At 71.8% G+C, this 26,252-nt stretch carries 17 protein-coding genes; 11 read left to right on the forward strand and 6 right to left on the reverse strand.

Annotation, left to right across the window (positions count from 1 at the left end; genetic code table 11):
• The 4 genes from AB0N63_RS25735 to AB0N63_RS25750 form a co-directional block, all read left to right on the forward strand.
• Positions 1–1,130 (forward strand): biotin/lipoyl-containing protein (locus AB0N63_RS25735; RefSeq protein WP_365531982.1); only part of this gene is annotated, 1,130 nt, incomplete at its 5' end.
• 119 nt (positions 1,131–1,249) lie between these two features.
• Entirely contained in the window at positions 1,250–1,723 is a 474-nt protein-coding gene (locus AB0N63_RS25740; RefSeq protein ID WP_365531984.1) for a MarR family transcriptional regulator, read from the forward strand.
• 109 nt (positions 1,724–1,832) lie between these two features.
• Complete coding sequence (locus tag AB0N63_RS25745) at positions 1,833–3,557, forward strand: MFS transporter (RefSeq protein WP_365531987.1); 1,725 nt, start codon at positions 1,833–1,835, stop codon at positions 3,555–3,557.
• Positions 3,558–3,782: 225 nt separating this feature from the next.
• The gene (locus AB0N63_RS25750; protein ID WP_365531990.1) at positions 3,783–4,682 is read left to right on the forward strand and encodes a virginiamycin B lyase; all 900 of its coding nucleotides are present in this window, start codon (positions 3,783–3,785) and stop codon (positions 4,680–4,682) included.
• A gap of 76 nt (positions 4,683–4,758) precedes the next feature.
• Here the strand turns inward: AB0N63_RS25750 and AB0N63_RS25755 are convergent, their stop codons facing one another.
• A complete protein-coding gene (locus AB0N63_RS25755) occupies positions 4,759–5,577 on the reverse strand; it encodes a TetR/AcrR family transcriptional regulator (RefSeq protein ID WP_365531992.1) in 819 nt (272 codons plus the stop codon).
• A 277-nt stretch (positions 5,578–5,854) separates the two neighbouring features.
• Between AB0N63_RS25755 and AB0N63_RS25760 the strand changes: the two genes are divergently transcribed.
• Positions 5,855–7,567 (forward strand): MFS transporter, encoded by a 1,713-nt coding sequence (locus AB0N63_RS25760; protein ID WP_365531993.1) that lies wholly within the window; start codon positions 5,855–5,857, stop codon positions 7,565–7,567.
• A gap of 401 nt (positions 7,568–7,968) precedes the next feature.
• On the opposite strand, the gene AB0N63_RS25765 is transcribed toward AB0N63_RS25760, so the two are convergent.
• Positions 7,969–8,979 carry a LacI family DNA-binding transcriptional regulator gene (locus tag AB0N63_RS25765; protein ID WP_365531995.1) on the reverse strand — a complete coding sequence of 337 codons (1,011 nt, stop codon included), beginning with the start codon at positions 8,977–8,979 and terminating at the stop codon, positions 7,969–7,971.
• 211 nt (positions 8,980–9,190) lie between these two features.
• On the opposite strand from AB0N63_RS25765, the gene AB0N63_RS25770 reads away from it, so the two are divergent.
• Complete coding sequence (locus AB0N63_RS25770; protein WP_365531997.1) at positions 9,191–10,714, forward strand: family 43 glycosylhydrolase; 1,524 nt, start codon at positions 9,191–9,193, stop codon at positions 10,712–10,714.
• Between the two features lie 79 nt (positions 10,715–10,793).
• Here AB0N63_RS25770 and AB0N63_RS25775 read toward each other — a convergent pair whose 3' ends face one another.
• The 3 genes from AB0N63_RS25775 to AB0N63_RS25785 all read right to left on the reverse strand — a co-directional run bounded on the left by AB0N63_RS25775 (position 10,794) and on the right by AB0N63_RS25785 (position 18,286).
• Positions 10,794–12,596 (reverse strand): arabinofuranosidase catalytic domain-containing protein, encoded by a 1,803-nt coding sequence (locus AB0N63_RS25775; RefSeq protein ID WP_365532202.1) that lies wholly within the window; start codon positions 12,594–12,596, stop codon positions 10,794–10,796.
• 403 nt (positions 12,597–12,999) lie between these two features.
• Positions 13,000–15,639 carry a PA14 domain-containing protein gene (locus AB0N63_RS25780; RefSeq protein WP_365532000.1) on the reverse strand — a complete coding sequence of 880 codons (2,640 nt, stop codon included), beginning with the start codon at positions 15,637–15,639 and terminating at the stop codon, positions 13,000–13,002.
• 196 nt (positions 15,640–15,835) lie between these two features.
• Positions 15,836–18,286 (reverse strand): beta-L-arabinofuranosidase domain-containing protein, encoded by a 2,451-nt coding sequence (locus AB0N63_RS25785; RefSeq protein WP_365532002.1) that lies wholly within the window; start codon positions 18,284–18,286, stop codon positions 15,836–15,838.
• A 680-nt stretch (positions 18,287–18,966) separates the two neighbouring features.
• Between AB0N63_RS25785 and AB0N63_RS25790 the strand changes: the two genes are divergently transcribed.
• The 5 genes from AB0N63_RS25790 to AB0N63_RS25810 all read left to right on the forward strand — a co-directional run bounded on the left by AB0N63_RS25790 (position 18,967) and on the right by AB0N63_RS25810 (position 24,983).
• Entirely contained in the window at positions 18,967–20,082 is a 1,116-nt protein-coding gene (locus tag AB0N63_RS25790; protein WP_365532004.1) for an ABC transporter substrate-binding protein, read from the forward strand.
• 90 nt (positions 20,083–20,172) lie between these two features.
• Positions 20,173–21,849, forward strand: a complete 1,677-nt coding sequence (locus tag AB0N63_RS25795) for a sugar ABC transporter ATP-binding protein (protein ID WP_365532006.1) — start codon at positions 20,173–20,175, stop codon at positions 21,847–21,849.
• The gene (locus AB0N63_RS25800) at positions 21,846–22,814 is read left to right on the forward strand and encodes an ABC transporter permease (protein WP_365532008.1); all 969 of its coding nucleotides are present in this window, start codon (positions 21,846–21,848) and stop codon (positions 22,812–22,814) included. Before AB0N63_RS25795 ends, AB0N63_RS25800 begins: the two co-directional genes overlap by 4 nt.
• Entirely contained in the window at positions 22,811–23,830 is a 1,020-nt protein-coding gene (locus tag AB0N63_RS25805) for an ABC transporter permease (RefSeq protein ID WP_365532010.1), read from the forward strand. Before AB0N63_RS25800 ends, AB0N63_RS25805 begins: the two co-directional genes overlap by 4 nt.
• A 136-nt stretch (positions 23,831–23,966) precedes the next feature.
• On the forward strand, positions 23,967–24,983 hold the full coding sequence (locus tag AB0N63_RS25810) for a LacI family DNA-binding transcriptional regulator (protein WP_365532012.1): 1,017 nt from the start codon (positions 23,967–23,969) through the stop codon (positions 24,981–24,983).
• Between the two features lie 30 nt (positions 24,984–25,013).
• On the opposite strand, the gene AB0N63_RS25815 is transcribed toward AB0N63_RS25810, so the two are convergent.
• The gene (locus tag AB0N63_RS25815; RefSeq protein WP_365532014.1) at positions 25,014–26,186 is read right to left on the reverse strand and encodes an aldose epimerase family protein; all 1,173 of its coding nucleotides are present in this window, start codon (positions 26,184–26,186) and stop codon (positions 25,014–25,016) included.
• Positions 26,187–26,252: the final 66 nt, after the last annotated feature.

Raw genomic sequence — 26,252 nt, forward strand, 5'->3', positions numbered from 1 at the left:
ACAAACACGGCAACGTCGTCGTCGTCTCCACCCGCGACTGCTCCCTCCAGCGCCGCCACCAGAAACTCGTCGAGGAAGCCCCCGCCCCCTTCCTCTCCGACGAACAGGTCGCCGAGCTCTACCGCGCCTCCAAGGCCATCCTCCGCGAAGCCCGCTACGAAGGCGCCGGCACCTGCGAATTCCTCGTCGGCCAGGACGGCACCATCTCCTTCCTCGAGGTCAACACCCGCCTCCAGGTCGAACACCCCGTCACCGAAGAAGTCGCCGGCATCGACCTCGTACGCGAGATGTTCCGCATCGCCGACGGCGAAGAACTCGGCTACGACGACCCCGCCCTGCGCGGCCACTCCTTCGAGTTCCGCATCAACGGCGAAGACCCCGGCCGCGGCTTCCTCCCCGCCCCCGGCACCGTCACCCGCTTCGACGCCCCCACCGGCCCCGGCGTCCGCCTCGACGCCGGCGTCGAAGCCGGCAGCGTGATCGGCCCCGCCTGGGACTCCCTCCTCGCCAAACTCATCGTCACCGGCCGCACCCGCAAGGAAGCCCTCCAGCGCGCCGCCCGCGCCCTGGACGAATTCCACGTCGAAGGCATGGCCACCGCCATCCCCTTCCACCGCACCGTCGTCCGCGACCGGGCCTTCGCCCCCGAACTGGACGACTCCACCGACCCGTTCACCGTCCACACCCGCTGGATCGAGACCGAGTTCGTCAACGACATCAAACCCTTCACCACCCCCGCCGACACCGAAGCGGATGAGGAGACGGGCCGGGAGACCGTCGTCGTCGAGGTCGGCGGCAAACGCCTGGAAGTCTCCCTCCCCTCCTCCCTCGGCATGTCCCTGGCCCGCACCGGCCTCGCCGCCGGCGCCAAGCCCAAACGCCGCGCCGCCAAGAAGTCCGGCCCCGTCGCCTCCGGCGACACCCTCGCCTCCCCCATGCAGGGCACCATCGTCAAGATCGCCGTCGAAGACGGCCAGGAGGTCAAGGAAGGCGACCTCGTCGTCGTCCTCGAAGCCATGAAGATGGAACAGCCCCTCAACGCCCACAAGAGCGGCACCATCAAGGGCCTCACCGCCGACGTCGGCGCCTCCATCACCAGCGGCGCCCCCATCTGCGAGATCAAGGACTGACCCACACACACCACACACCTGAGGCGCCCGGCCCGACCGCGACAGCGGACCGACCGGGCGCCTCGGTCTTTGCTCCACAACCCTTTGCTTCACGCTACATGTAGATGCATCATGTAGTTATGCATAAGCGGGTTATGGACTCTGCATCCACGGCCGTGCCCTCCGAGGAGCTGATGCTCGCCGTGGAGCAACTGGTCCGGTACGTGCGCCGCAGCGCCACCGCCGGAGGCCTGAGCACCGCGGCCTCCTCCGCGCTCGGCCGGCTCGGCAGCGAGGGGCCGCAGCGGCTCACCGAGCTGGCCCGCGCCGAGAACGTCTCCCAGCCGAACATGACCCAGCTCGTCACCCGCATGGAGCGGGACGGGCTGGTGCGGCGCACCGCCGACGCGACCGACGGCCGCGGTGTGGTGGTGGCGGTCACCGACACCGGTCTGGAGGTGTTCCGGCAGCGGCGGGCCGAACGCGCCGACGCCCTGCGGCAGCTGGTCGAAGAGCTGACGGAACCGGAGCAGGAGGCGGTGCGGATCGCGCTCCCGGCCCTGGCCCGCGCCGTCCGGCACCACACCGTCCAGGAGCGCCGGGCGCAGTCCTGACCCCGTGACCGCGTGCCCCGGCCGACTTCGCTCGGCCTCCCGGGCGCGGCCTGAGCCACCCCCCTCGTTCCACCGTCCCCGTCACCGCGACCACTGGAGAGAAGCGGTCATGAGTACATCGCCTGGAGAAGCGTCCAGCCCGTTCAAGCAGCCGAAGGCCGTCTGGGCCGTGGCGTTCGCCTGCGTGATCTCGTTCATGGGCATCGGTCTGGTCGACCCGATCCTGCCCGCCCTGGCCGAGAGCCTGCACGCCACGCCGAGCCAGGTCTCCCTGCTGTTCAGCAGCTACCTGATCGTCACGGCCGTGGCGATGCTGTTCGTCGGCTGGTTCTCCAGCCGGTTCGGCGCCAAGCGCACCCTCGTCATAGGCCTGGCCGTCATCGTCGTCTTCGCCGCCCTGGCGGGCGCCTCCGGCTCCATCAACGGCATCGTCGGCTTCCGGGCCGGCTGGGGCCTGGGCAACGCCCTGTTCATCGCGACCTCACTGGCCGTGATCGTCGCCTCCGCCAGCGGCGGCTTCGCCGGTGCGATCATCCTGTACGAGACCGCGCTCGGCCTCGGTATCGCCGTCGGCCCGCTGCTCGGCGGCGAGCTGGGTGCGATCAGCTGGCGCGGCCCGTTCTTCGGCGTCGCCGTCCTCATGGCCATCGCGCTGACAGCCACCGTCCTCTTCGTGCCCTCGCTGCCCAAGCCGAAGCGGCCGACCTCGCCCGTCGCCCCGCTCAGGGCGCTGCGCCACCGCGGCCTGCTGACCATGGGCATCATGGCCCTGCTGTACAACTGGGGCTTCTTCACGATGCTCGGCTACGCGCCGTACCCGATGAAGCTGAGCGCCCATCAGCTCGGTCTGGTCTTCACCGGCTGGGGCCTGCTGGTGGCCGCCTTCAGCGTCTTCTTCGCACCGCGCCTCCAGGCCCGTTACGGCACCGCCCCGGTCCTGTACGCCAACCTGCTGGGTCTCGGCATCGTCATGGCGGTCATCGCCGCCGGAGTCGACACGCCCACGACCGTCATCGTCGCGGTCATCGTCAGCGGCGCGTTCATCGGCATCAACAACACCCTGACCACGCAGGCCGTCATGCTCGTCTCCCCGGTCGAGCGCCCGGTGGCCTCCTCCGCGTACGGTTTCCTGCGCTTCATCGGCGGCGGCCTGGCCCCCTACGTCGCCGGCAAGCTCGCCGACGCGACCGATCTGAGCGTTCCCTTCTACGTCGGCGCCGCCACCTTCCTGCTCGCCATCCCCGTGCTGGCCAGCGGGCACCAGTTGCTGCGGCGGGCGGAGCAGCAGTCGGGCGAGGCGGCCGAGACGGTGGAACCGCAGCTCACGGCCGTCGGCGCTCCCGCCCCGGCCGATGTGCCGCCGGTCATCGTCGCCGTCGGTGCCCATGAGCGGGCGGAGGCCATCGTGGACGCCGCCGCGCGCATCGCGCGCGACACCGGCAGCCCGCTGGAAGTCGTCCACGTGCGGCAGACCGCCGTCGTGGAGGAGCAGGCCGTCGACGTCGAGTCGGCCGACCGGGCGAAGGCCGCCGTCACCGCCCACCTCGACCGGCTCGCCGCGGGCGGGGTCCCCGCCACCGGCCAGATCCTGACCAGCGTGGGCGACCATGCCGCGGCCGGGCGCGTCCTGGCCCGGCACGCGGCCGAGGTGCACGCGCGCGTGGTCGCCGTGGGCCGCTCGCCGCGGGGACCGGTCGCGCAGTTCACCGACGGCAGCCTCACCACCGCCCTCGCCCACGCCGCGGAGTGCACCGTCGTCCTGGTCGACGCCGGGCACGCTCCCCGGCCGCTGACGAAGGACAGCCTGGCGGAGCTGCGCGGCAGCGCGGTCTGATCCGGCCCCCTCGCACGGGCCCGCGGCGCGCAGACGCGCCGCGGGCCCGCGGTCCGCCCGGCGCGGGCGTCGGGACGACGTGACGCGGCGGCCGTCGCACAGCGCGTTCCTGACCGGCGGTGGCCGCGAAGCGCTCCTGTTCACAACCCGAGGCGGCGGCGAGGCGCTCCGGATAGCATCCGCAGTCGCTGATCTCCACCCGTCGCCGATGAAGGAACCCGCCCCATGCCGCGCCGCCCGATCCCCGCGATCACTCAATTCCCCGTGTCCGACAGGGACGCCGGCCCCTACGGAATCACCCGCGGTCCCGACGACGCCCTGTGGTTCACCATGGTCCACCACGGGCGGATCGGCCGGATCACCACCGAGGGCGAGGTCACCTCCCACCAGCTCGAACCCCCTTCCGGCGGACCGTCGATCATCACCACGGGGCCCGACGGCGCTCTGTGGTTCACCGAGTACCGCGGTCACCGGATCGGCCGCATCACGACGACCGGAGACATCACCTCGTTCCCGCTGCCGACCCCGGACGCCGGGCCGTTCGGCATCACCGCCGGCCCCGACGACGCGCTGTGGTTCACCGAGGCGAACGCCGACCGCATCGGCCGGATCACACCCGACGGTCACCTCACCGAGTTCCCCCTCCCGCTCTCGGGCGGCTTCCCGTCGGCCATCGCCACCGGTCCCGACGGCCGGCTGTGGTTCACCCTGAACCGGGCGAACGCGATCGGCGCCATCGGGCAGGACGGCCGCGTCACCCTCCACCCGCTGCCCGTACCGGACAGCGCCCCGGTCGGTATCACCGTCGGCGCCGACGGAGCCCTGTGGTTCGTCGAGATCGGCGCCGGTCGGATCGGCCGCATCACACCGGACGGCGAGATCGACGCGTTCGCCCTGCCCCACCCCGCGTCACGCCCCCACGCCATCGTCGCCGACACCGACGGGAACTGCTGGTTCACGGAATGGGGAGCCAACCGCATCGGCCGGATCACGGCCGAGGGCGGGATCGACGAGTACGGCCTCCCGAGCCCGTCCTCCGAACCGCACGGCATCGCACTGGGACCGGACGGCGCGGTCTGGACGGCCCTGGAGATCGGAGCAGTCGCCCGACTCGCACCACGGTGAGCCCCGCGCGGGCGGGTCCGGCCCGAGGGGGCGCGTCCGGCCCGCGCGGACCGGTCGACTGAGTGACCGCGGCCGGTCAGTCCCGGCCGGGCTCACCCGCACCCGGGCCGCCGTCGGCCGCCGTGTCCGGCAGGTAACTCGCCAGGCCGCGCAGGATGATCTCCAGGCCGATGTCGAACCTCTCCTCGGAGGAGTCCGTCACCATCAGACCGGCCAGGGCGCGCAGATGGGGGAAGTCGTCGGCGGGAAGCGACGCGAAGTAGTCCTGCATCTCGGCGGCGATCCCGTTCCCGTCGGGGCGGGCCGGGTCGGGGCTCTGGGCGTCCCCGCCGTCCGGGCGGGCGGCCCGTTCCCGCCACATGCCCTCCGCCAGGACGAAGCCGTCGATGTAGGTGGAGATGAGGTCGCCGGCCTCCGCCGCGATGCGGTCCGGCAGCCCGGCGGTCCGCAGCAGGCCGAGGAACGCCTCGACGTGCGGCAGGAGTTCGGCCGTGAAGGGGGCGTAGGCCATGGAGATCCTGGCCATGTCCCGGTGGGACAGCAGGCGCTCGCGGCCGGCACGGGCGTAGTCCCGCAGTTGTTCCCGCCACCGCTCGGGATCGGGTTCGGGAATATCGGCGCCCTCGAACAGCCGGGCGTACATCAGCTCCAGCAGATCGTCCTTGGACCGCACATGGGCGTAGAGGGCGGAGACCGTGACGTCCAGTTCGGACGCCACCTGCCGCATCGTCAGCTTGTCCAGTCCCTGCCGGTCCAGGACGGTGAACGCCGCCTCCACCACGCGTTCGCGGGAGAGCGGGGTGCGGGCGGGCGCCGGACGGGCGCGGGCGGGGCGTCGGCGCTCCCAGGGGGACGGCGGTGGGGATGCGGGGCTGCCGGGGGCCGCGTCGTTCATGGGAATCAGTCTAGGCGTTCGGAGAACAGTGTTCTCTTCGGGTGGGCGGGCCGCACGGGACGCCCTCAGGGGGCGCGGGGTTCACGACAGGAGGAACGCTACGCGATATATCTTGTCCTCGTCGCGACCTTGCGCTATATCTTGATAAACAGCGTTCTCCCCCTGATCGATGTTCTGTTACGGTGAACGCTGTTCACCGGTTTCTCTGTCCATCTGTCCCACCGTGTCCGTGACCTCGGCACCGCGGCACGGCCCTGTTTCGCGAGGAGACCTACCGATGTCCACCACCGGCGTCGCGTCCGCACAGACGCCCACCGACTCACCAGCGCCCTACCGGTGGCGCTGGGCCGCGCTCTTCGTGATCCTGGCGGCCGAGGTGATGGATCTCCTCGACGCCGTCGTCACCAACATCGCCGGACCCTCCATGCGGGCCGACCTCGGCGGCGGTGCCTCCACGCTCCAGTGGCTCGCCGCCGCCTACACCCTCTCGATGGCCGTCGGGCTCGTCACCGGCGGACGGCTCGGCGACATCCACGGGCGCCGCCGGATGTTCCTGGTCGGCGCCGCCGGCTTCACCGTGGGCTCGCTGCTGTGCGCGACAGCCGTCTCACCCGAGATACTGATCGGCGCGCGCGTCGTGCAGGGGCTGTTCGGCGCGGTGATGCTGCCGCAGGGCCTCGGCATGATCAAGGAGATGTTCCCGCCGAAGGAGTCGCAGAAGGCCTTCGGCATGTTCGGCCCGGTCATGGGCCTGTCCGCGGTGTGCGGGCCGATCCTGGCGGGCTGGCTGGTGGACGCCGACTACTTCGGCACCGGCTGGCGGATGATCTTCCTGATCAACCTGCCGCTCGGCGCCGCCGCGATCCTCGGCGCCCTGCGCTACCTGCCGAAGGGCCGCTCCGGCGACAAGCCCAGGCTGGACATCCCCGGCATGATCCTGATCTCGCTGGCCGCGCTGCTCATCATCTTCCCGCTGGTCCAGGGCCGGGAGTACGACTGGCCCGTGTGGACGTTCGTGATGATGGCCGCCTCGGTGGTCGTCTTCGTCGCCTTCGCGAAGTACGAGGCGCGGCGCAGCAAGACGGGCCAGGACCCGCTGGTGATCCCCAGTCTCTTCCGCAAGCGTGGCTTCAGCGGCGGCATGACCCTCGGGCTGGTCTTCTTCTCGACCATGCAGGGCTTCATGCTGGTCTTCAACCTCTACACCCAGATCGGCCTCGGCTACTCGCCCCTCAAAGCGGGTCTGGTGATGGTGCCGTGGTCCGGCGGCATGATCGTGGGCTTCGGGATCGCGCAGGGCGTCGCCCGGTTCGGCCGGGCGGTGCTCCAGGCGGGCACGCTGGTCATGGCGCTCGGCGTGTTCGGCGTGTGGCTGACCCTCGACCAGGTGGGCAGCGACGTCGGCCCCTGGCAGCTCCTGCCGGCGCTGCTGGTCACCGGTATCGGCATGGGCCTGCTGATGGCGCCGTTCTTCGACATCGTCCTCGCCAGCGTGGAACAGCACGAGACGGGTTCGGCGTCCGGCACGATGACCGCGATCCAGCAGCTCGGCGGGGCGTTCGGCGTCGCGCTCCTCGGCACCGTGTTCTTCGGCCTGCTGGGCGGCGGGATGGCCACCGCCGTCGACCATCACTCCGACGGGCTGCGGGGGCAGTTGACCGCCGCCCACGTCGCGCCCGCCGCCGGCGACCGTATCGTGGCCGACCTGCGCACCTGCGCCTCGGACCGTGCCGTGGCCAAGGACCCGGAGGCGACACCGGCCTCCTGCGCCCGTCTGGAGAAGGACGCCCGGTCGGCCGTGACCTCACCGGAGGCCGCTGCCCGTATACCGGCCGCACTGCAGGCCACGGCGTCGTCGGCCTTCCGCAGCGGTTTCGGCTCGGTGATGCAGACGGTGCTGTGGATCGTCGACGGCCTGCTCGCCGTGACGTTCCTGCTCGCCTTCCTCCTCCCGCGCCACGCCCGCCCCGAGGGCCCGGCAGGGCACTGAGCCCCGTCAGCTTCGGGCGCACAAGAAGACGGCCGGGCCACCGCAGGGGCCCGGCCGTCGCGGCGACGGGCGGCCCACGGGGACGCGCTCCGGCCCGCCGGCACGACCGGCGAACAGACTGCCGCGCCCGCCGCGTCGGGCGGGGCGACCTGCCTCGCCCGCGGGTTTGGCCGGCGGGCCGGGCGGCATACCCACCGCACATGACGTCCTCCCGGGTCGAGGAGAACCTGCCGGGCCTGGGGCCCTCGTCACGCCGTGCGGGCGGTCGGGCAGCCGCGTGCCGCGCACCGTCCGGCGAACCGCCGGCCGGCCTGCCACACGGACGGCACGACGCCCCGTCGGGCACCCCGCCCGGTACCGCATCCGGGCCCTCGCACATCCGCACCCGCACCCGTCGGGGGCTACCGGCGGCCGAGGGTGCTCTCGCGTTCGACCAGGGAGTAGCCGGCGTGGATGCGGCGCGCCTGGTGGCGGGGGGCGCCGTTCAGCTGGGACAGCACGGACTCGACGGCCATCCTGGCGATGGACGCCTTGTCGGGTGAGACGGAGGTGAGGGTGACGGCGCCGAACCGGCCCTCCACCACGTCGTCGAAGCCGACCACGGCGACGTCCTCGGGAATGCGCAGGCCCCGTTCGGACAGGACGCGCATCGCGCCGATGGCGATGAGGTCGTTGTAGGCGAACACCGCGTCCGGGCGGTGCCCGGCGTCCAGCAGCCCGGCCATGGCCGCCGCCCCGTCCGCGTGGCCCCACCCGTCGGTGGCCGCCACCAGCCGGTGGTCGGCGACCAGTCCGGCGGCGTCCAGCGCCTCCCGCCAGCCGCGCAGCCGCAGATGCGCCGGCTGGCTGCGCCCCCGGCGCGCCCCCAGGAAGGCGATGTCCCGCCGTCCCAGATCGATCAGATGGCGCACCGCCTCACGGGCGGCGGCGACGTTGTCGATGGAGATGTGGTCGTAGGGCAGGTCGTACTCGCGTTCGCCCAGCAGGACGAGCGGGACCGGTTCGGCGCGCTGACGCAGGTCCTCCGCCTCCAGCTCGATGGGGCTGAGGATCAGCCCGTCGATCACCCGGGCTCGGAAGCCCTGGCTGACCAGGGTCTCCTGGTCGCGCCGGCCGCCGGTGTGGTCGAGCAGGACGGTGTAGTCGTGCTCGGCCGCCGCGTCCACGACCTCGGCGGCCAGTTCGGCGAAGTAGGGGTTGCCCAGTTCGGGCAGGGCCAGGGCCACGATCCCGGTGCGGCCCTTGCGCAGATGCCGGGCGGTGAGGTTGGGGCGGTAGCCCAGCTCGTCGATGGACTTCTGCACCCGCGCCCGCATGGTGGGGGTGACATGGGGCTGGTCGTTGACCACGTTGGAGACGGTCTTGATGGAGACGCCCGCGTGCAACGCGACGTCCTTGAGGCTGACCCGCACGATGTTCCTCCCCTTTCCAACGTTATACGGGGGACACCTCCGCCCTGGCAAGCCTTCGCCGTACGCGGCACCACTGTCTTGACGCCCTGTCAACACCACCCTACGGTGGCGCACCGTCGGCATTACAACGATGCAAAGCGATATCCCGGCGTGTCCGCGCCGGGCCTGCCCCCACCTCTGTGCGAAGCGCTCCCCCCAGAAGGAGTCCCTCATGCGCACGCAATCCCGCACCGCTCCCCCTGGGGTGCGTCCATCCCGGTCGCGCCCACGGCGCCTGCTCGGCGTGCTGGTCGCGCTCGGGCTGGTCCTCGTCGCCCTGAGCGCCGTACGCCCCGCCCCCGCCACGGCGGCCCAGGCGACGCGGCCGGCCGCCCAGGCCGCCGCCGCCCGACAGGCCGCCGCAACCGGCACGTTCCGCAACCCGCTCAACACGGGGCCGGACCCGTTCATGACGTACTGGAAGGGGAACTACTACCTCACCACCACGCAGGGCGGCAGCATCCGCATGTGGCGCTCGCCGTCGCTGAGCACGCTGCTGACCGCCGACCCCATCACCGTGTGGACCGACACCGACGCCTCCCGCAACCGCGACGTGTGGGCGCCGGAGTTCTACCGGTTCGGCGACCGCTGGTACCTGTACTACACCGCCGACGACGGCACCGACGACCACCACCGGATCTACGTCGCCGAGTCCGACCGCGACGACCCGGCCGGGCCGTACCACTTCAAGGCGAAGCTGGCACCGCCCAACCACGCCGCCGACTTCGCCATCGACCCGGGCATCCTCCAGCACAACGGCCGCCTCTACCTGGCCTACAGCGGCATCAACCCGTACCAGCACAACGGCCTCAACATCGCGCCGCTGTCGAACCCGTACACCGTCTCGGGCAATGCCGTAGCGATCGACGCGGCCGGAGGCTGCCCCGAGGTGCGGGAGGGACCGGAGTTCCTGTACCGCAACGGCCGTACCTGGATGACGTATTCGACCTGTGACACCGGTAAGCCGGACTACCAGGTGTGGATGATGTCGCTGCCGTCCAACGCCGACCCGCTGGTGCCCGGCAACTGGACGCAGCACCAGGGGGCGGTCTTCTCCCGCGCCGACGACCACGGCGTCTTCGGGCCCGGCCACCACGCCTTCTTCAGGTCGCCCGACGGCAGCCAGGACTGGATCGTCTACCACGCCAAGACCACCTCGGCCTACACCTACAGCGACCGCACCACCCGGGCGCAGCGCATCGGCTGGAACGCCGACGGCAGCCCGAACCTCGGCGTGCCGCTCGCGGCGGGCGCCACGCAGGACCTGCCGTCCGGCGACCCGGGACCGGGCGGCTACTGGATCAACGACGACGGCCGTTCCAACGGCCCCGGCAGCCTCGCCTACACCGGCACCTGGAACTCGGGCACCGGGTGCGGCGTGCAGTGCTTCTGGGGCAACGACCACTGGAGCGACCGTGCCGGGAACACCGCCACGTTCACCTTCACCGGCACCCGGATCGCCCTGCTGTCCGTCCGCGACACCGGCAACGGCTACGCGGCGCTCAGCATCGACGGCGGCGCCGAGCAACGCCTCGACTACTACGGCGCGATCCGTACCGGCGAGACGCTCCAGTTCCTCAGCCCGCGTCTGCCCTACGGGCAGCACACGCTGCGGGTGCGGGTGACGGGCGAGCACGACGCGCAGTCCGGGGCGTCGTTCGTCAGCGTCGACCGCGCGGAGGTGTACGTCAACTGAGCCCCGAGTGAGGGGGGTACGGGACCGGGGACCGGTCCCGTACCCCCCCTGTCCATCTCCCGACATACCTGACGTGGCGTCAGCTCAGCGTGAAGCGCTGTGCCGCCGAGCCGTTGCAGTCCCAGATGCGCAGCCGGGTGCCGTTGGCGGTGGCCCCGTCGGGCGAGTCCAGGCAGCGGCCCGACTGTGCGTTGAACAGGGAACCGTCCGAGCGCTGCTGCCAGTTCTGGCCGCCGACGCCGTTGCAGTCCCACAGCTCGACCGGCGTGCCGTTCGCGGTGCCGTTGCCGTTGACGTCCAAGCAGCGGCCGAGCGAGCGCAGCGAGCCGTTCGCGTTGTGGTACCAGTGCTGGTCGACGGCGTAGGACTGGCAGTCCCAGAGCTGTACGGCGCTGCCGTTGCCGCCCGTGTCGTCGGCGGCCACGTCGAGGCACTTGCCGCCGGGGGCCGCGACCGGGGCGCCGCCGTCGACGGAGAACCTCTGCGCCGGCGAGCCGTTGCAGTCCCAGATCTGCAACCGGGTGCCGTTGGCGGTGGCACCGCTCGGCGAGTCGAGGCAGCGGCCCGACTGCGGGTTGCGCAGCGAGCCGTCGGCCTGCTGCACCCACTTCTGGCCGCCGACGCCGTTGCAGTCCCACAGTTCGACCTTGGCACCGTTGGCGGTGCCGTTGCCCTCGATGTCCAGGCAGCGGCCGATGGTGGTCAGGGAGCCGTCGGCGTTGTGCTGCCAGTGCTGGTCCTCGGCCCAGGTCTGGCAGTCCCAGAGCTGCACGGCGGCGCCGTTGACGCCGGTGTCGTCGGCGGCCACGTCCACGCATTTGCCGCCGGGGCCGGTGACGGTGCCCTGCGGTCCGCCCGGCACATCGGTCCGGCCCGCGTAGCCGACGGAGACGATGTCGGCCTGGACGGCGTTCTCGGCGGCGTCGCTCGGGTAGCCGGCGACCATGACGCCCTCGAAGAAGGTGCCCCGGTTCCAGTTGCTGTTGTCGCCGCCGGTGCCCAGGATGATGCCGCCCTCCTGGTGCATGGGCTTGTAGCCGCCGCGGGTGGGCAGCCCGCCGTCCCACCAGGTGGTCAGGGCCCCGGTCTGGGAGTTGCCGCCCTTGAGGGCGTACCTGGTCTGGCCGTCGTTCTTCAGCACGGCGGTGACGAAGGGGCTGTTGTTGCCGCGGTTGGCGGTGTTGGAGCCGTTGTCGCCCTGGAACATGCCGTTCTCCAGGTCGGCCTCGACCCACGGTCCGGAGCCGGTGCACGGGGCGAAGTAGCAGGTGGTGGCGATGGATACGGCATCCATGTGGCCGTTGCCCGTGTCGGCGGGGGTGCTCTCGGCGTTGCCGTAGTCGAAGCAGCAGTCGGAGCCGACGTGGGTGCCGGAGGCCACCATGTAGGCGCCCTCGGGCTGCCCGTTGACGGCGACGCCGGAGGCCACGCCGGTGTAGCGGTAGCCGACGCCCGGCGAGATCCAGATGCCGTAGACCTTGTGGCCGCCGGCGGTCACCGCGATCTCGCCGGCGTCCGCGCCGCGGTCGGCGCCCATGCCGGCGGTGCCGGCCGGGCCGGGGGTGAGGTCGTTGTGCCGGGCGGTCTGGTCGTAGACCTTGGTGATGCGGCACGTGGTGTTCTGGCAGAACACGTCCTGCCGGGCGGCGTCGGCGTAGCCGCCGGGGGCGAGCAGCCCGATGTCGGCGCGGGCCCCGTCGGAGGCACGTGTGACCTGGTAGAGGGGGCCGTTGTAGGACGACAGCAGGGCGCGTGTGGTGCTGTGCGCGGCGACGCAGGGGGTGCCGGCCGTGCCGTAGATGTCGCACGGCAGCGAGCCGGCCGCCTGGGAGACGGCGGGGAAGGCGATCAGGGCGCCGAGGACGAGGCCGAGGGCGGCCATGGCGGACAGCAGGTGCCGCAGGGTGCGGAGGACCGCTGATCTCGCGACGGGGCGCGGGATTCTTCGCGCGGCGGTGGACGGTGCTCTGCGCATGGTGTGCTCCCGTGGCTGTGGGGAGGGGAATGGAGCTCGACCTGCCGATGCGACGGCAGAGTTCACGCCGCTCGGCACCTTCGCCGGGAAGTTACGCGCGCCGGTCCGCCGCGTCAATATTTGTTGCTTCGCTCTCCTTGACCGTCGGCAACCCGTCTGGATCTGTTGTCTTCTGTTGGTCCAGGGCTCGATTCGGCCAGTCGTTCGGGGCTCGGCCCGGCCGTTCCCGGGCAGCCCGCAGCCCTCCAGGGGCCGGTGGCACCGGCCCCTGGAGGGTGTCAGTCGCTCTCTGCCGAGCGGGCGTCCGCCGTCAGCGCGCGGTGGTGCCCGCCGCGGCGCCGGCCGCGATGAGCCTGCGGTTGATGTCCCTGACCTGGTCCGGGTAGACCTTCAGGACCGCCCGGTCGTAGGTGATCAGGCCGTTCAGTTCGCCCTCCACGTCGCTGATCTGGGTGTAGACCGAGCCGGACAGTCCGGCGGCGGCGTTCGGGATGAGCTGGCTGGTGTTCTCCACGTAGGTCTTGGTCATCTCGGCGATGTCGGTGGGGCCGTCACCGTAGTCCTGGCCGCCCGCGACACCCGCGATGTGGCCGGGGACGGTCAGCGAGTACCCGCCGTGCTCGCCGTCCACGGCCGCCCGGGTGGCGTCCGGGGCGGGGTTGGCCGGACCGTGGTAGAGGTGGTAGTCGATGACGTCACCGCGGCCGGAATCGCCCTTGGAGGCACAGCAGTTGACTCCCGAGTGGGCGTCGACCAGGCGCGAGGGGTCCTGCTGCTTGACGGCGTCGGCGAGTTCACCGGTGGACTGCTTGCTCTGCTCGCCCCAGCCCTCGTTCATCATGGTCCACATGACGACGGAGGGGCTGCTGATGTGCTGGTCCACGATCTCGTGGACCTCCTTGGTGAACTCCGCGTTGCTCGCGGCGCTCGCGTGGTCGGTGTTGCGGCTCGGCATGTCCTGCCAGACCATGAGGCCGAGCTTGTCGGCCCAGTAGTACCAGCGGGCGGGCTCCACCTTGATGTGCTTGCGCACGGCGTTGAACCCGAGCTGCTTGTGCAGCTGGAGGTCGGACTTGAGGGCCGCGTCCGTCGGAGCGGTGTAGACGCCGTCGGGCCAGAAGCCCTGGTCGAGGGTGGACAGCAGGAAGGTGGGCCTGCCGTTGAGTTCGATCTTGTTGACGCCGCCGACCTTCGCCACGGAGATCGACCGCATCCCGAAGTAGGAGCCGACGCTGTCGTGCGAGCGGCCGTCGTCGAGGGTGACCTTCAGGTCGTAGAGGAAGGGGTTGTCCGGGCTCCACAGCTTCGGGTTGCTGATGTGCAGCCGCAGCGGGGTTCCGGCGGCGCCGGAGACCGAGCCGACGCGCTTGTGGCCGTCGTAGGCGGTGGCGCTCACCCGGGCGGTGCGCTTGGCGCCGGCGCTCGGGCGGACCGTGACGGAGAGGGTGTCGTCCTTCAGGTTGGGGGTGAGGACCAGCGAGTCGATGCTCTCCTCGGGGACCGGCTCCAGCCACACGGTCTGCCAGATGCCGGAGGTGGGCGTGTACCAGATGCCGCTCGGGTCGGTGGACTGCTTGCCGGTGGCCTGGTCGGAGGCGTCGGTGGTGTCCCTGATCTTCAGCAGCACCTTCTGGTCGCCGTGGCGGGTGACGGCGTCGGTGATGTCCGCGGTGAACGCCTCGTAGCCGCCGAGGTGATGGGCGACCTGCTTGCCGTTGACGTAGACCCAGGCCTCGTAGTCGACCGCGCCGAAGTTCAGGTGCAGCCGGTTGCCCGAGCCGACCCGCCAGCCGGCCGGGACCTTGAAGGTGCGCTGGTACAGCGACCAGTCGTGGTGCTCGGCGACGCCGGACAGCGGCGCCTCCATCGGGTAGGGCACCAGGATCCTCCCGCTCAGCTTGCCCTTGGGCAGCGCGGCGTCCTGCGTGGTGCCCTGGAACTGCCAGGTGCCGTTGAGGTTGGCCCACTGCTTGCGGGTCTGCTGCGGGCGCGGGTAGTCGGGCAGGGCGTTGGACGGGGAGACGTCCTTGGCCCACTTGGTGGCGAAGTACCAGGTGGAGTTGTTCTGCGCCACGCTGGAGAACACACCGAGCGGACCGGCGGTGGTGGTCAGTCCGCCCTGGCCGTCGTAGCTGATGCGGACCTCGGACTTCAGGGCCGCCGGGGTGTCCGTCTTGGCGGCGGTGAGGACCAGCTTGGAGCGGTCGGCGGGGTCGGTGGTCACGGTCGGCGACCAGCGCTGTCCGCCCGCGATCACCGACAGGTGCTTCGTCAGGTCGGCGGGCAACGCGGCGACCTGATCAGGGAGTTGCACGACGGCCTCGCGGCCCGAGGTGTCGACCGTGCTGTGCAGGTCGAGGGGCGCGTAGTCGTCCGGCAGGTGCAGGGCGGAGTCGGGGACGGGCTGGCGGTCGATGCCGGGGCCGGACCACTCGGTCTGGATGTAGGCGCCGCCGTTGCCCTGGTTGTAGTCGAAGGACAGCTGGTGCTCACCGGCGGTCAGCGTGACGGGCTGGGACTGGGTCTGCACGTCCCAGTCGGTCGTCCAGTGGTCGATGACGCTGGCGCCGTCCAGGGACATGCGGAAGCCGTTGTCGCCCTTGATGTAGAAGGTGTACGACCCCCCGGTGGGCACGTCCAGCATGCCGGTCCAGTGCACGGCGACGTTGAGGGTGGAGCCGGCGCAGCTGCGCAGGGTCGGAATGAGGTCCTTGACGTTGAGGGACGGCTGGATTCCGCTGCTGGTGTAGGTGGCGAAGTCCAGTGAGGTGCTGTCGGAGCTGAGGTAGCAGTCGCTGCGCAGCCCCTGTGCGGTGGCGCTCGGGGCGGCCTCGGCGGCCGGGGCCGCCTGCGCGAGGGTGGCCGGGGTGAGGAGCGCCGCGCCGAGCAGCAGCGGGGCGAGAGCGGCCAGTCCGCGGGTCAGCGGGGTGCGGTTTCTTCCGGGACTCAACGGGGGTTCACCTTTCGTTCGGAGCGGTGACAGGGGCTGCCGGGCGGTGCTGCCGGGGATCGGTGGCAGACCCTCGGGGTTTCTCCGGAGCGCTCGTGCGCACCGGGCCGTACGGCCCGTACACCGGCCGTGGTGGCGGGCGCGTGGGCCGTACGACTCCGTAGGCGCCGGGCCGCCTGACCGGGCGCGCGGACCGTCACGGTCCGGTGCGCCAGGCCAGCAGGCCGCCGGAGAACCCGGTCTTCAGTTGCGCGGTGATGCGCAGGGCGGTGGTGGTCACGGTGGGGAAGGAGAGGTCGTTGAAGCGGTCGACGGCGGTGCCGTGGCCGGTGTCCGCCCCGGCCGTGCGCCAACTGCCGTCCACGGCGCGGTACTCCAGCTGCCAGGAGGTGGGGACGCGGCAGGCGCCGTGACCGGTGTCGTCATACCAGTACACGGACACCGTGCCGACGCGCACGGGTTCGGCGTAGGCGTACTGGACCCATTCCTCGGTGCCCGTGCGGTCCCACCAGGTGAAGCGGGGCACCGACTGGTCGTAGGAGCCGGACGGTTCGACGGCGGCGTTCATGAGCAGCGCCTGCGGGCTGTCGACGCCGCTGAACGAGGCGGTGACGGCGGCCCACTCGCGTGCCGTGGCCGAGGTGCCGGCGGTCGGGAAGGAGGTGATGCGCAGCCGTGCGGCGGCGGCCGGGATCAAGGTGAGCTGTTCGACCGGCTGGGTGGTGTGCGCGGGGCTGTGCTGGAGCGGGGCGAGGACGTTCTGGTCGTCGGTGGTCCAGCCGGGCAGCCGCCGGCCCCGGGCCCGGATGCGGACCGGGGCGCCGTCCTGGGTGAAGGGGTTGGCGGCGCGGGCGCGGGTGCGTTCCACGACGAGGGACCGGGCGGGGTCGCGTGGGTCCAGGTCCAGGGCGTGGTTCCAGGGCGAGCCGGGGCGCACCTCGTACTCCGGCCAGGCGTCGGTGCCGCCGGAGCGCTGCCACTTCTCCTCGATGCGCAGGGAGTAGGCGAGGGGGCCGTGGTGGACGGAGACGGAGTCCTCGTTGGCGCCCCAGGTGCGCACCGTCGTCCTCATCGGCAGGTGCAGCACGAGCTGGTCGCCGTCGTGCCAGCGCCGGTCGAGGACGAGGTGGCCGCCGCTGCGCCGCGCGTCCACCGGACGGCCGCCGAGCCGTACCGCGGGCCGCTCGCACCAGCCGGGCACACGCAGGTAGAGCGGGAAGGAGACGGGTCGCGGTGTGGACACCTGGAAGGTCACGGTGTCGCCGAAGGGGTACTCGGTGCGCTCGGCGACGGTGACGGTGGTGCCGTCGCCGACCTTGGCGCGGACGCTGGACTCGCCGTACAGCGAGGCGCACAGCCCGCCGTCGACGCTCGCGAGCCACATCTCCTCGGCGTAGTAGGGCCAGCCCATCCCGTAGTTGTGGGGGCAGCAGCGGTACTGGTGGATGCCCGGCATGTACGCCTGCATGGCGAAGGAGTTGTTGAACTGGCCGTGTGATTTGGCAACGTTGTCCAGCTGGACGTTGTTGGCGGACGTGACGTAGTGGGTGCCCTTCTGGAGCGGGTCGAAGGCGGCGGGCAGCATGTTGAGGGCCAGGTCCTCGCAGCGGTCGGCCCACACCGTGTCCCCGGTCATCCGGGCGAGCAGCTGGTGGCTGTGCATGAACTCGACGATGCCGCACGTCTCGAAGCCCTGACGCGGGTCGTGGAAGCCGGGGCGCGCGTTCTCGTCCGCGGCGAAACCGCCGCCGGGGAACTGGCCGTAGGCGTGCATGACGGTGTCGTAGACGCGCCGGGTGGCGGCGAGGAAGGAGTCGTCGCCGGCCAGGACGCCGTACTGGGCGGGTTCGCGGAAGCCCTGGGCGAGGTTGACGTTGTGCCAGGTCGGGACGGAGTTCGTGTAGTCGGCGCTGTGGGTGTGCATGGTGCGGACCAGGTCGAGCAGCCAGTCCTCGCCGGTGCGGTTGTACACCCAGTACGCGGTGTCGATGGTGTCGCCGACACGGGCCGCGCCCCAGCCCTGCCCGAAGAGCGTGCCCGGCTGGGTGTGCAGGTACTTCAGCCAGCCGGTCAGGGTGGGCACGACCCGGTCGTCGCCGCTGTACTCGTGCCAGGTGCGGAGCGCGTCCAGGACCGGCATGTGCGGCCAGAAGTCGGGGCCGCCGTTCAGCGCGGTGCGCAGCCGGGCGGGGCCGAAGAAGCCGTCGGACTGCCGGGTGGCGAGGATGCGGTCGATCCAGTCGCGGGTCAGCTCCAGCACGCGGGCGTCCTGGGTGACGTAGCCGAGGTCGCCGAACCCGCGCAGCCAGTACGGCAGTTCCTCCCAGCCGTCGTTGGCGGGGACGGACCAGCCGCTGGTCCTCGGGTCGAGGTAGTCGGACACCTCGGGCATGCGTCCGTTCAAGCCGTCCAGTTGCAGGTCGAGTTGGGTGCGCAGCCAGCCCTTGGGGGTGACGCTGCCGGGCGGCAGCCGCAGGAAGGGCTCCGGCCGCAGCGGGTCCCGGTTGGCGGTGTAGTGGGGGCGGCGGCCGGCGGCCGGGACGACGGGGCCGGGCGGGGAGGCGGCGTGCGCGGGCGTGGCGGCGCCGGCCAGGGCGGCGGCGCCGGCGACCGACATGGAGCCGGTCAGGAACGTACGGCGTTCCATGAACTGCCCTTCCTGTTGGAGGACCGTGTCCAGCGGGGGTGCGGGGCTTGCGTGTCCAGCGGCGGTGCGGCTTGTGCGTCCGGTCGGGGCGCGGGATGCGGGGTACGGGCTTGTGGGGACTTCGCACGAGGGGCATGAGGTGGCGGGGCGCGCGGACCGGCCGGGCCGGGACACGGTCCTGACGGCCGGCACGTACGCGCGGGGCCGTGAGCGGTCACGGTCGGCGGCCGCCACGGGGTGGGGACGGCTCGGCCCGCCCGCGCCGCGACCCTCGGCGGTGACGGACACCTAACAACGTTGTAAACGAAAGCAGCCACATGACAGCACAGCCCCGATCGGAGTGTCCACCCCTCTGCACGATTCTTCTCGCACCCCGCGCACAGACCTCGGAAATCATGGAAATACCGCTGTTCAGAGGGCCTTTGACGAGCGGAACAGTACCCATCGAGGACACCGCCGCCCTCATGGCGCCCGGCGGCCGGTCGCCGCCCGGGCCCGGGAAAACCGCCGTCGGAAAGGTTGCGTACCGCGGGTTGACATCCGGTTTGACGTTCCCTCAATGTCTACAACGTTGAAAAGCCCGCCTGTCGGCACCGCACCCTTCGATCGAGGGCCCAGGTGGTCCCCCGCCTTTTCCGCCCCGCCCCCTTCGTCCACCCCGCTGAGGATGTGATCGGCGCGTGAACCTCCAGTCCAAGACCTTCTCTGCCGCAGTGCTGGCCGCCGGGCTGTGCCTGGCCGTCACCGGATGCACCAAGTCGGACTCGTCCGGCTCCGGCGGCGACTCCAAGTCCGCGGCCGCCGCGAACGACAACGCGGCCGCCTCGCAGCAGGTCGCCTCGCCCTCCGCGGCGGCCGGACCCGGCTGCACCTACAAGACCTACGGCGGCGGCGTCCCCAAGCTGGACCTCACCGACGGCAAGACGGTCGTCGGCTTCTCGCAGTCGGAGTCGACCAGCAACCCGTTCCGCGCCACCGAGACCAAGAGCATCGAGCAGCAGGCGAAGAAGCTGGGTGTCAAGCTCATCCAGCGCAACGCCAACGCCGATGTCAACGCGCAGAACTCGCAGATCGAGGACATGATCGCGCAGGGCGCCAAGGTCCTCATCGTGGCGCCGGAGAACTCCGACGGCCTCGGACCCGCGCTCGCCAAGGCCAAGTCCGCCAAGGTCCCGGTGCTGACCATCGACCGCACGGTCGGCGGCAGCGCCTGCACGGACTTCATGGCCTTCATCGGCTCCGACTTCTACCACCAGGCGCAGATCGCGGCCGACGACCTGGCCGGTGCCACCGGCGGCGAGGCCCATGTCGCCATCCTGACCGGCACCCCGGGCAACAACGTCACCACCGACCGGACCAAGGGCTTCCAGGACCAGGCCAAGGCCAAGTACCCGAAGATGAAGATCGTGGCGTCGCAGACGGGCAACTTCGCCCAGACCGACGGCCAGAAGGTGATGGAGCAGCTGCTCCAGTCGCACTCCGACATCAACGCGGTCTACGCGGAGAACGACGAGATGGCGCTCGGCGCGATCCAGGCCATCCGGTCGGCCGGCAAGACGCCCGGCAAGGACGTCAAGGTCGTCTCCATCGACGGCATCGAGCAGGCCGTGAAGAACGTCGCCGCCGGCCAGATGGTCTCCGACATCGAGACCAACCCGCGCTTCGGCCCGCTGGCCTTCCAGGCGCTCAAGGACTTCTACGGCGACACCGGCGTCCAGCCCAAGGTGATCATCAAGGACGGGCACTTCACCGCCGACAACGCCCAGCAGGCCCTCGACCAGGGCCTCGTGTACTGAGCCCGCACCGCACCGGGCGCGCCGGGGCCGGGCCGCGACGCCGTGGCCCCGGCCGGTCCGGCCGACCGGTGGCTGCCTGCGGCAGCCCGCATGAGGAGGAAGACGTTGGTCCAGCAGGACCCGGCACCTCGCAGCGACTGGATCGTGGAAGTCGCCGGGGTGGACAAGAGCTTCGCGGGCGTCCACGCCCTGCGCGGGGTGGACTTCCGCCTGCGCCCCGGTGAGGTGCACGCCCTCATCGGCGAGAACGGCGCCGGGAAGTCGACGCTGATCAAGGTGATGACGGGCGTGTACCGGCCCGACGCGGGCCGGATCCGGTTCGCGGGCGAGGACCGCGCCTTCCGCAACCCGCTGGAGGCGCAGGCGGCCGGCATCTCGACCATCTACCAGGAGGTCAACCTCGTCCCGCTGATGTCGGTGGCCCGCAACCTGTGCCTGGGGCGCGAGCCGCGCCGCCTCGGCCTGGTCGACGTCAGGGCGATGAACCGCCTGGCCGCCGAGGCGCTGAAGCGCTACGGCGTGGACGTGGACGTGACCCGTCCGCTCGGTTCGCTCGGGCTCGGCGCCCAGCAGATGGTGGCCCTGGCCCGTGCCGTGCAGATCGACGCCCGCGTGGTGGTGATGGACGAGCCGACCTCCTCGCTCGAACCGCGCGAGGTGGAGACCCTGTTCTCGGTGATCCGCGACCTGAAGCGGCAGGGCATCGCGGTCGTCTACGTCAGCCACCGCCTGGACGAGCTGTACGCGATCTGCGACCGGGTCACCGTGATGCGGGACGGCGCGGTCGTGCACACCGGCGAGATGGCCGGGCTGGAACGGCTCAAGCTGATCTCGTTGATGCTCGGCCGCGAGATGTCCACCGTCCGGGCCAAGGGCGCCACCGCGTTCGGCGGGGATCACGAGCGGCGCGAGGGCGTGCCGGCCCTCCGCGCCACCGGGCTTACCGTGCGGCACCGGGTGCACGGCGTGGACGTCGACATCCACCGCGGGGAGGTCGTGGGGCTCGGTGGGCTCCTCGGGGCCGGGCGCAGCGAGACCGCCAAGGCGATCATCGGCGCGCTGGCCACGGACGGCGGCGCCGTCGAGGTGGAGGGCGCCCCGCTGGCCCGGCGCAGCCCGGCCGCCGCCATCAAGGCCGGGGTGGTGATGCTCGCCGAGGACCGCAAGACGGAGGGCATCCTGCCCAACCTGTCCGTGCGGGAGAACATCTCGCTGGCCCTGCTGCCCCGGCTCGCCCGCGCGGGCGTGGTCTCGCAGGCCAAGCAGGACGAGGTGGTGCGCTTCTTCATGGAGCGACTGCGCATCAAGGCGTCCGGTCCCGACCAGAAGGTCAGCGATCTGTCCGGCGGCAACCAGCAGAAGGTGCTGCTGGCCCGCTGGCTGTGCCTGGACCCGAAGGTGCTGCTGCTGGACGAGCCCACCCGCGGTATCGACGTGGGCGCCAAGGCGGAGGTGCAGGCGCTCATCGACGAACTCGCCGAGCAGGGGCTCGGGGTGCTGCTGATCTCCTCGGACCTGGAGGAGCTGATCGAGGGCTCGGACCGGATCGTCGTCCTCAAGGACGGCCGCGCCGTCGGCCATCTCGAGGGCGACGGCGTGACCGAACAGGCGGTCCTCGACACCCTCGCCACCGCCGACCCGGCGGACGGCGCACAGGCGTCGGAGGACGGCGGGAGTGCCGTGCGCGCCCGGGCCACCGCCGCCGAACACCCGCAGGACCAGAGCCGGTTGGCCGGCCGGGCCGTGACGAAGGAGGAGCCCCGATGACGCCCACCACCTGGGCCGGGCCGGACCTGCTGGACCGCGCCCGGCTGACCCGGCTGCTCCAGGCGTACGGCGTCTACGCGGCGCTGGTCGTCCTGTTCGTGGTGGCGGCCGCCCTGGACAGCTCGTTCCTGTCCGCGGGCAACGTGCGCATCCAGCTGTTCCAGGTCGCGCCGACCCTGATGGTCGCGCTCGGCATGGCTCTGGTCATCGGCACCGAGGGCGTCGATCTGTCGGTCGGCGCGGTGATCGCCCTGGCCGCCTCGGTCGTCCCCCTCTACGTCGGCTACGGCGCGCCGCTCGCGGTGATAGTCGCCCTGGTGTTCGGCGCGGTGTCGGGGGCGGTCGGCGGCACGATGGTGGCCTTCGCCCGGATCCAGCCGATCGTCGCCACCCTCTCCCTGATGATCGGACTGCGCGGTGTCGCCGAGCTGATCAACGGCAACTCCGCCAAGCCGGTCATGGACTCCGGTCTGCTGAGCCTGGGTTCGGACGGCTTCGCCGGGGTGCCTCTGATGGCGTGGATCGCCGGGGTGTGCGCCGTGCTGACCGCGCTGCTGGTGCGCCGCACCACGTTCGGGCGGCAGTTGGTCGCCATCGGCGACAACCGGCAGGCGAGCAAGCTGGCCGGTCTGCCGGTGCGCCGCGTCCTCGTCACCGTCTACGTCCTCTCCGGCGTCCTCGCCGCCTTCGCCGGCGCGATGATCGTGGGGCACGGCGCCGAGGCGGACCCCGCTCACCAGGGCCTCAACATGGAGCTGAACGCCATCACCGCGGTCGTGGTCGGCGGCACCCCGCTCACCGGCGGCCGGGTGCGGGTGCTCGGCACGGTGGCGGGCGCGCTGTTCATGCAGCTGATCACCGCCGTCCTCACCCAGCACAACGTGCACACGTCGTACACCCAACTCGTGGAGGCCGCCATCATCTGCTTCGCGGTCTACGCCTCACAGGAGCGTGGTACCCGATGAGCCCGTCCGCCCTGCGGCCCGCCCCGCTGCCGGCGGGCCCCGCGCCCGACGCGGCGCAGCCGGCCGCGCTGCGCGAACGCCTGGCCTCCCACATCCAGCGCCGGGGCGCCCTGGTTGTGCTGGTGCTGATGGTAGCCATCGCCTCGGCGACCTCCGACACCTTCCCGACCTGGTCCAACATCTCCAGCATCCTCGGCAACAACGCGTTCGTGTGGCTGCTCGCCCTCGGGATGACCTTCGTCATCCTGACCGGCGGCATCGACCTGTCGGTGGGCTCCCTGTACGCGCTCGGCGGCGTCCTCGGGGCGTACGGCGCGCACGCCGGCGGCACCTGGCTCGCCATCGTGCTGCCGCTGGCGGTCGGCGCGGTGTGGGGGTCCGTGCAGGGGCTGCTGGTCTCCCGCGCCGGGATGGCGCCGTTCATCGTGACGCTCGCCGGACTGCTGGGCGCGCGGGGGCTGTTGCAGGCCCTGACCGACGAGGGCGCGACCACGTACCTCGTGCCGCCCGGCTCCGCCTTCCGGCACCTGGGCGCGGGCACCTGGACGCCGGTGCTGATCGTGGTCGCGCTGTTCGCCCTGGGCGCCCTGCTGCTCACCCGCACCCGGTTCGGCGCGACGGTCACCGCGCTCGGCGGCAACGAGAGCGCGGCCACGCTGATGGGCCTGCCCGTCGCCCGCACCAAGGTCCTCGTCTACGTCCTGTCGGCCACCCTCGCCTCGGCGGCCGGCGCGCTCGGCAGCGCCCGCCTGGGCTCCGGCGTCACCACGATCGGCGTCGGCTACGAGCTGACCGCGATCGCCTCCGTGGTGATCGGCGGCACGCTGCTGACCGGCGGCAGCGGCTCGGTCGGCGGCACGGCCAGCGGGGTGCTGGTGCTGGCCGTCATCCACAATCTCATCGACCACTACTTCTCGCAGTACGGCTCCGCCTTCACCGACACGGTCAACGGCGCGTTCCTGGCCGTGGTGGTCCTGGCGCAGACCCTGCTCAGCCGCACGCGGCAGACGGACTGACCGCCTGACCGCCCGACCACCTGAATCGGGGCGCCGTCCCGTGGCCCGGCCGACCGTTCGGCGCGCCCGGGCCACGGGACCGCTCCCCGCGATCCGCGCCGGCCCGGGGACGCAGCCGCCCGACCAAAGGAGTTCAGTGGGCGTCAGCCTGAAGGACGTCGCACAGCGCGCCGGGGTCTCCGTCAAGACTGTGTCGAACGTCGTCAACAACTATGTCCATGTCTCCCCCCGGACCCGGGCACGGGTGCAGCGGGCCATCGACGAACTCGGCTACCGGCCCAACCTCGTCGCCCGCCATCTGCGCAACGGCCGCACCGGCATCATCGCCCTGGCCGTCCCCGAGCTGGGCAACCCGTACTTCTCCGAGGTGGCCGGCGCCGTCATCGACGCGGCCGCGCGGCACGACTACACCGTGCTGCTGGACCACACGGCGGGGCTGCGCGAGAAGGAGGTCCTGGTCTGCCAGGGCTTCCGCGCGCAGATCATCGACGGGCTGATCCTCAGCCCGATCCGGATGGAGACCGAGGACCTGCTCTCGCGCACGGACACCTCGCCGCTGGTGCTGCTCGGGGAGCGGGAGTACGAGGCCCCCTTCGACCACATCGCCATCGACAACGTGGCGGCGGCGCGTGCCGCGGTGCAGCATCTGCTGGACACCGGGCGCCGCCGCATCGCCTTCCTCGGCGCCCGCCGGGAGAGCGCGCGCACTCCGGCACACCTGCGGCTGCGCGGCTGGCGGGAGGCGCACACCTCGGCCGGGCTGAAGCCGCCGGACCCGCTGATCGTCGCCACCGACGGCTTCGACCGCCAGGACGGCGCGGCGGGTATGGCCGCGCTGCTGGACCGGGGGGAGCGGCCGGACGCCGTGTTCGCCTTCAACGACATGGTCGCCCTCGGCGCGATGCGGGTGCTCGCCGAACGCGGGCTGCGGGTGCCGCAGGACATCGCGGTGGCCGGGTTCGACGACATCGAGGAGGCCCGGTACGCGGCGGTCGCGCTGACCACGATCGCCCCCGACAAGCAGGCCATCGCGCAGATCGCCGTGGACTGCGTCGTGGAACGCATCGCCGCCCGCACCCCGCCCGTCCCGCGCCGCATCCTCCCCGGTTTCGAGCTGGTGGTACGGGAGTCCACGGTCGAACGGAGACGGTGAGCGGGGCCGACGAGGCCGGCGTACGAGCGCTCAGGCGTCCAGGGGTACGTCGCCGTGGGCCGCGAGGTCGCGCAGGTGCGGGAAGGCGAACTCGGTACGGCTGTCGAAGGGTCGGCCGGGCCGGACCTCGGTGCTGGGGTACTCCGGACGGTTGGGCGAGTCGGGGAAGTGCTGGGTCTCCAGGCACACCCCGGCGTACGCGGCCAGCGGCCGGCCCTCGAAGTCCTTGAGGGAACCGTCCAGTTGCTGCCCGGTGTAGACCTGCACCCCGGGCTCGGTGGTGCGGATCTCCATGATCCGCCCGCTGACCGGCTCTTCGAGCCGCGCGGCCCGATACGGCACGACGGTCCCGAACGGTACGCCCTCGCCCGGGGAACCGGCCGTCCGCTCACGGTTCCACGGATGCCCGCGCAGCACCCAGCAGTGGTCGTATCCGCCGCTGGCGGTGCCGAGTTGCGGGTCCGGCGCGCCGATGCCCGCGCCGAGCCGGCGGGGCCGGGTGAAGTCGAAGGGCGTGCCCTGCACCGGCCGGGGTGCGCCGGGCAGCGGGAGGGAGGTGGCGTCGATCGGCAGGTAGGCGTCGGCGTCGACGGTCAGCACATGGTCGAGGACGCCGAGTTCGGGGCGGCCGGCGAGGTTGAAGTAGGCGTGGTGGGTGAGGTTGACGACGGTGGGGCGATCGGTGTGGGCCGTACTGTCCAGGACGAGGGTCCCGTCCGGCCGCAGCACGTACTCGACGCGGACGGCCAGCGCTCCCGGGAAGCCCTGGTCCCCGTCCGGGCTGTCCAGCGTCAGCCGCACCCCCGCGGACCCGTCGTCGTACGCCACCGGCCGCGCCCGCCACACCCGCCGGTCGAACCCGTCGGTCCCGCCGTGCAGGGCATTGCCCCGGTCGTTCACGGGCACCTGGTGCACGACGCCGTCAAGGCGGAACCGCCCGCCGGCGATCCGGTTGGCGTACCGTCCGACGACGGCCCCGAGATAGGCGCCGCCGCCGGCGTACTCGCGCGGCCCGGGCAGCCGCAGCACCACGTCGTCCACGGCGGCCCCGGCGGCGTCGGGCACCCGAAGGGACTCCAGCACGGCACCGAGGCTGAGGACGGAGGCCCGGACGCCGCTGGGCGAGCGCAACGTCCAGCGCTCGACCGGCTCGTCGTAGGCGTCGGCGGGCAGTTCCTCACGCGTAGCCGTGCACAAAGCCATGGTTCTCCTCACAGAAGACGGAAGAGCGAAAGCACACACCCCGGCCACACCGGCCGTCCCCGGCCG

It is taken from the genome of Streptomyces sp. NPDC093260, from assembly GCF_040683715.1.
Lineage (GTDB): Bacteria > Actinomycetota > Actinomycetes > Streptomycetales > Streptomycetaceae > Streptomyces > Streptomyces sennicomposti.

Excerpts from the sequence above, each read along its gene's own strand:
- AB0N63_RS25740 (WP_365531984.1), top strand. The coding sequence starts at position 1,250 with ATGCATAAGCGGGTTATGGACTCTGCATCCACGGCCGTGCCCTCCGAG.
- AB0N63_RS25745 (WP_365531987.1), top strand. The coding sequence starts at position 1,833 with ATGAGTACATCGCCTGGAGAAGCGTCCAGCCCGTTCAAGCAGCCGAAG.
- AB0N63_RS25750 (WP_365531990.1), top strand. The coding sequence starts at position 3,783 with ATGCCGCGCCGCCCGATCCCCGCGATCACTCAATTCCCCGTGTCCGAC.
- AB0N63_RS25755 (WP_365531992.1), bottom strand. The coding sequence starts at position 5,577 with ATGAACGACGCGGCCCCCGGCAGCCCCGCATCCCCACCGCCGTCCCCC.
- AB0N63_RS25760 (WP_365531993.1), top strand. The coding sequence starts at position 5,855 with ATGTCCACCACCGGCGTCGCGTCCGCACAGACGCCCACCGACTCACCA.
- AB0N63_RS25770 (WP_365531997.1), top strand. The coding sequence starts at position 9,191 with ATGCGCACGCAATCCCGCACCGCTCCCCCTGGGGTGCGTCCATCCCGG.
- AB0N63_RS25775 (WP_365532202.1), bottom strand. The coding sequence starts at position 12,596 with ATGGCCGCCCTCGGCCTCGTCCTCGGCGCCCTGATCGCCTTCCCCGCC.
- AB0N63_RS25785 (WP_365532002.1), bottom strand. The coding sequence starts at position 18,286 with ATGGAACGCCGTACGTTCCTGACCGGCTCCATGTCGGTCGCCGGCGCC.
- AB0N63_RS25795 (WP_365532006.1), top strand. The coding sequence starts at position 20,173 with ATGAGGAGGAAGACGTTGGTCCAGCAGGACCCGGCACCTCGCAGCGAC.
- AB0N63_RS25800 (WP_365532008.1), top strand. The coding sequence starts at position 21,846 with ATGACGCCCACCACCTGGGCCGGGCCGGACCTGCTGGACCGCGCCCGG.
- AB0N63_RS25805 (WP_365532010.1), top strand. The coding sequence starts at position 22,811 with ATGAGCCCGTCCGCCCTGCGGCCCGCCCCGCTGCCGGCGGGCCCCGCG.
- AB0N63_RS25815 (WP_365532014.1), bottom strand. The coding sequence starts at position 26,186 with ATGGCTTTGTGCACGGCTACGCGTGAGGAACTGCCCGCCGACGCCTAC.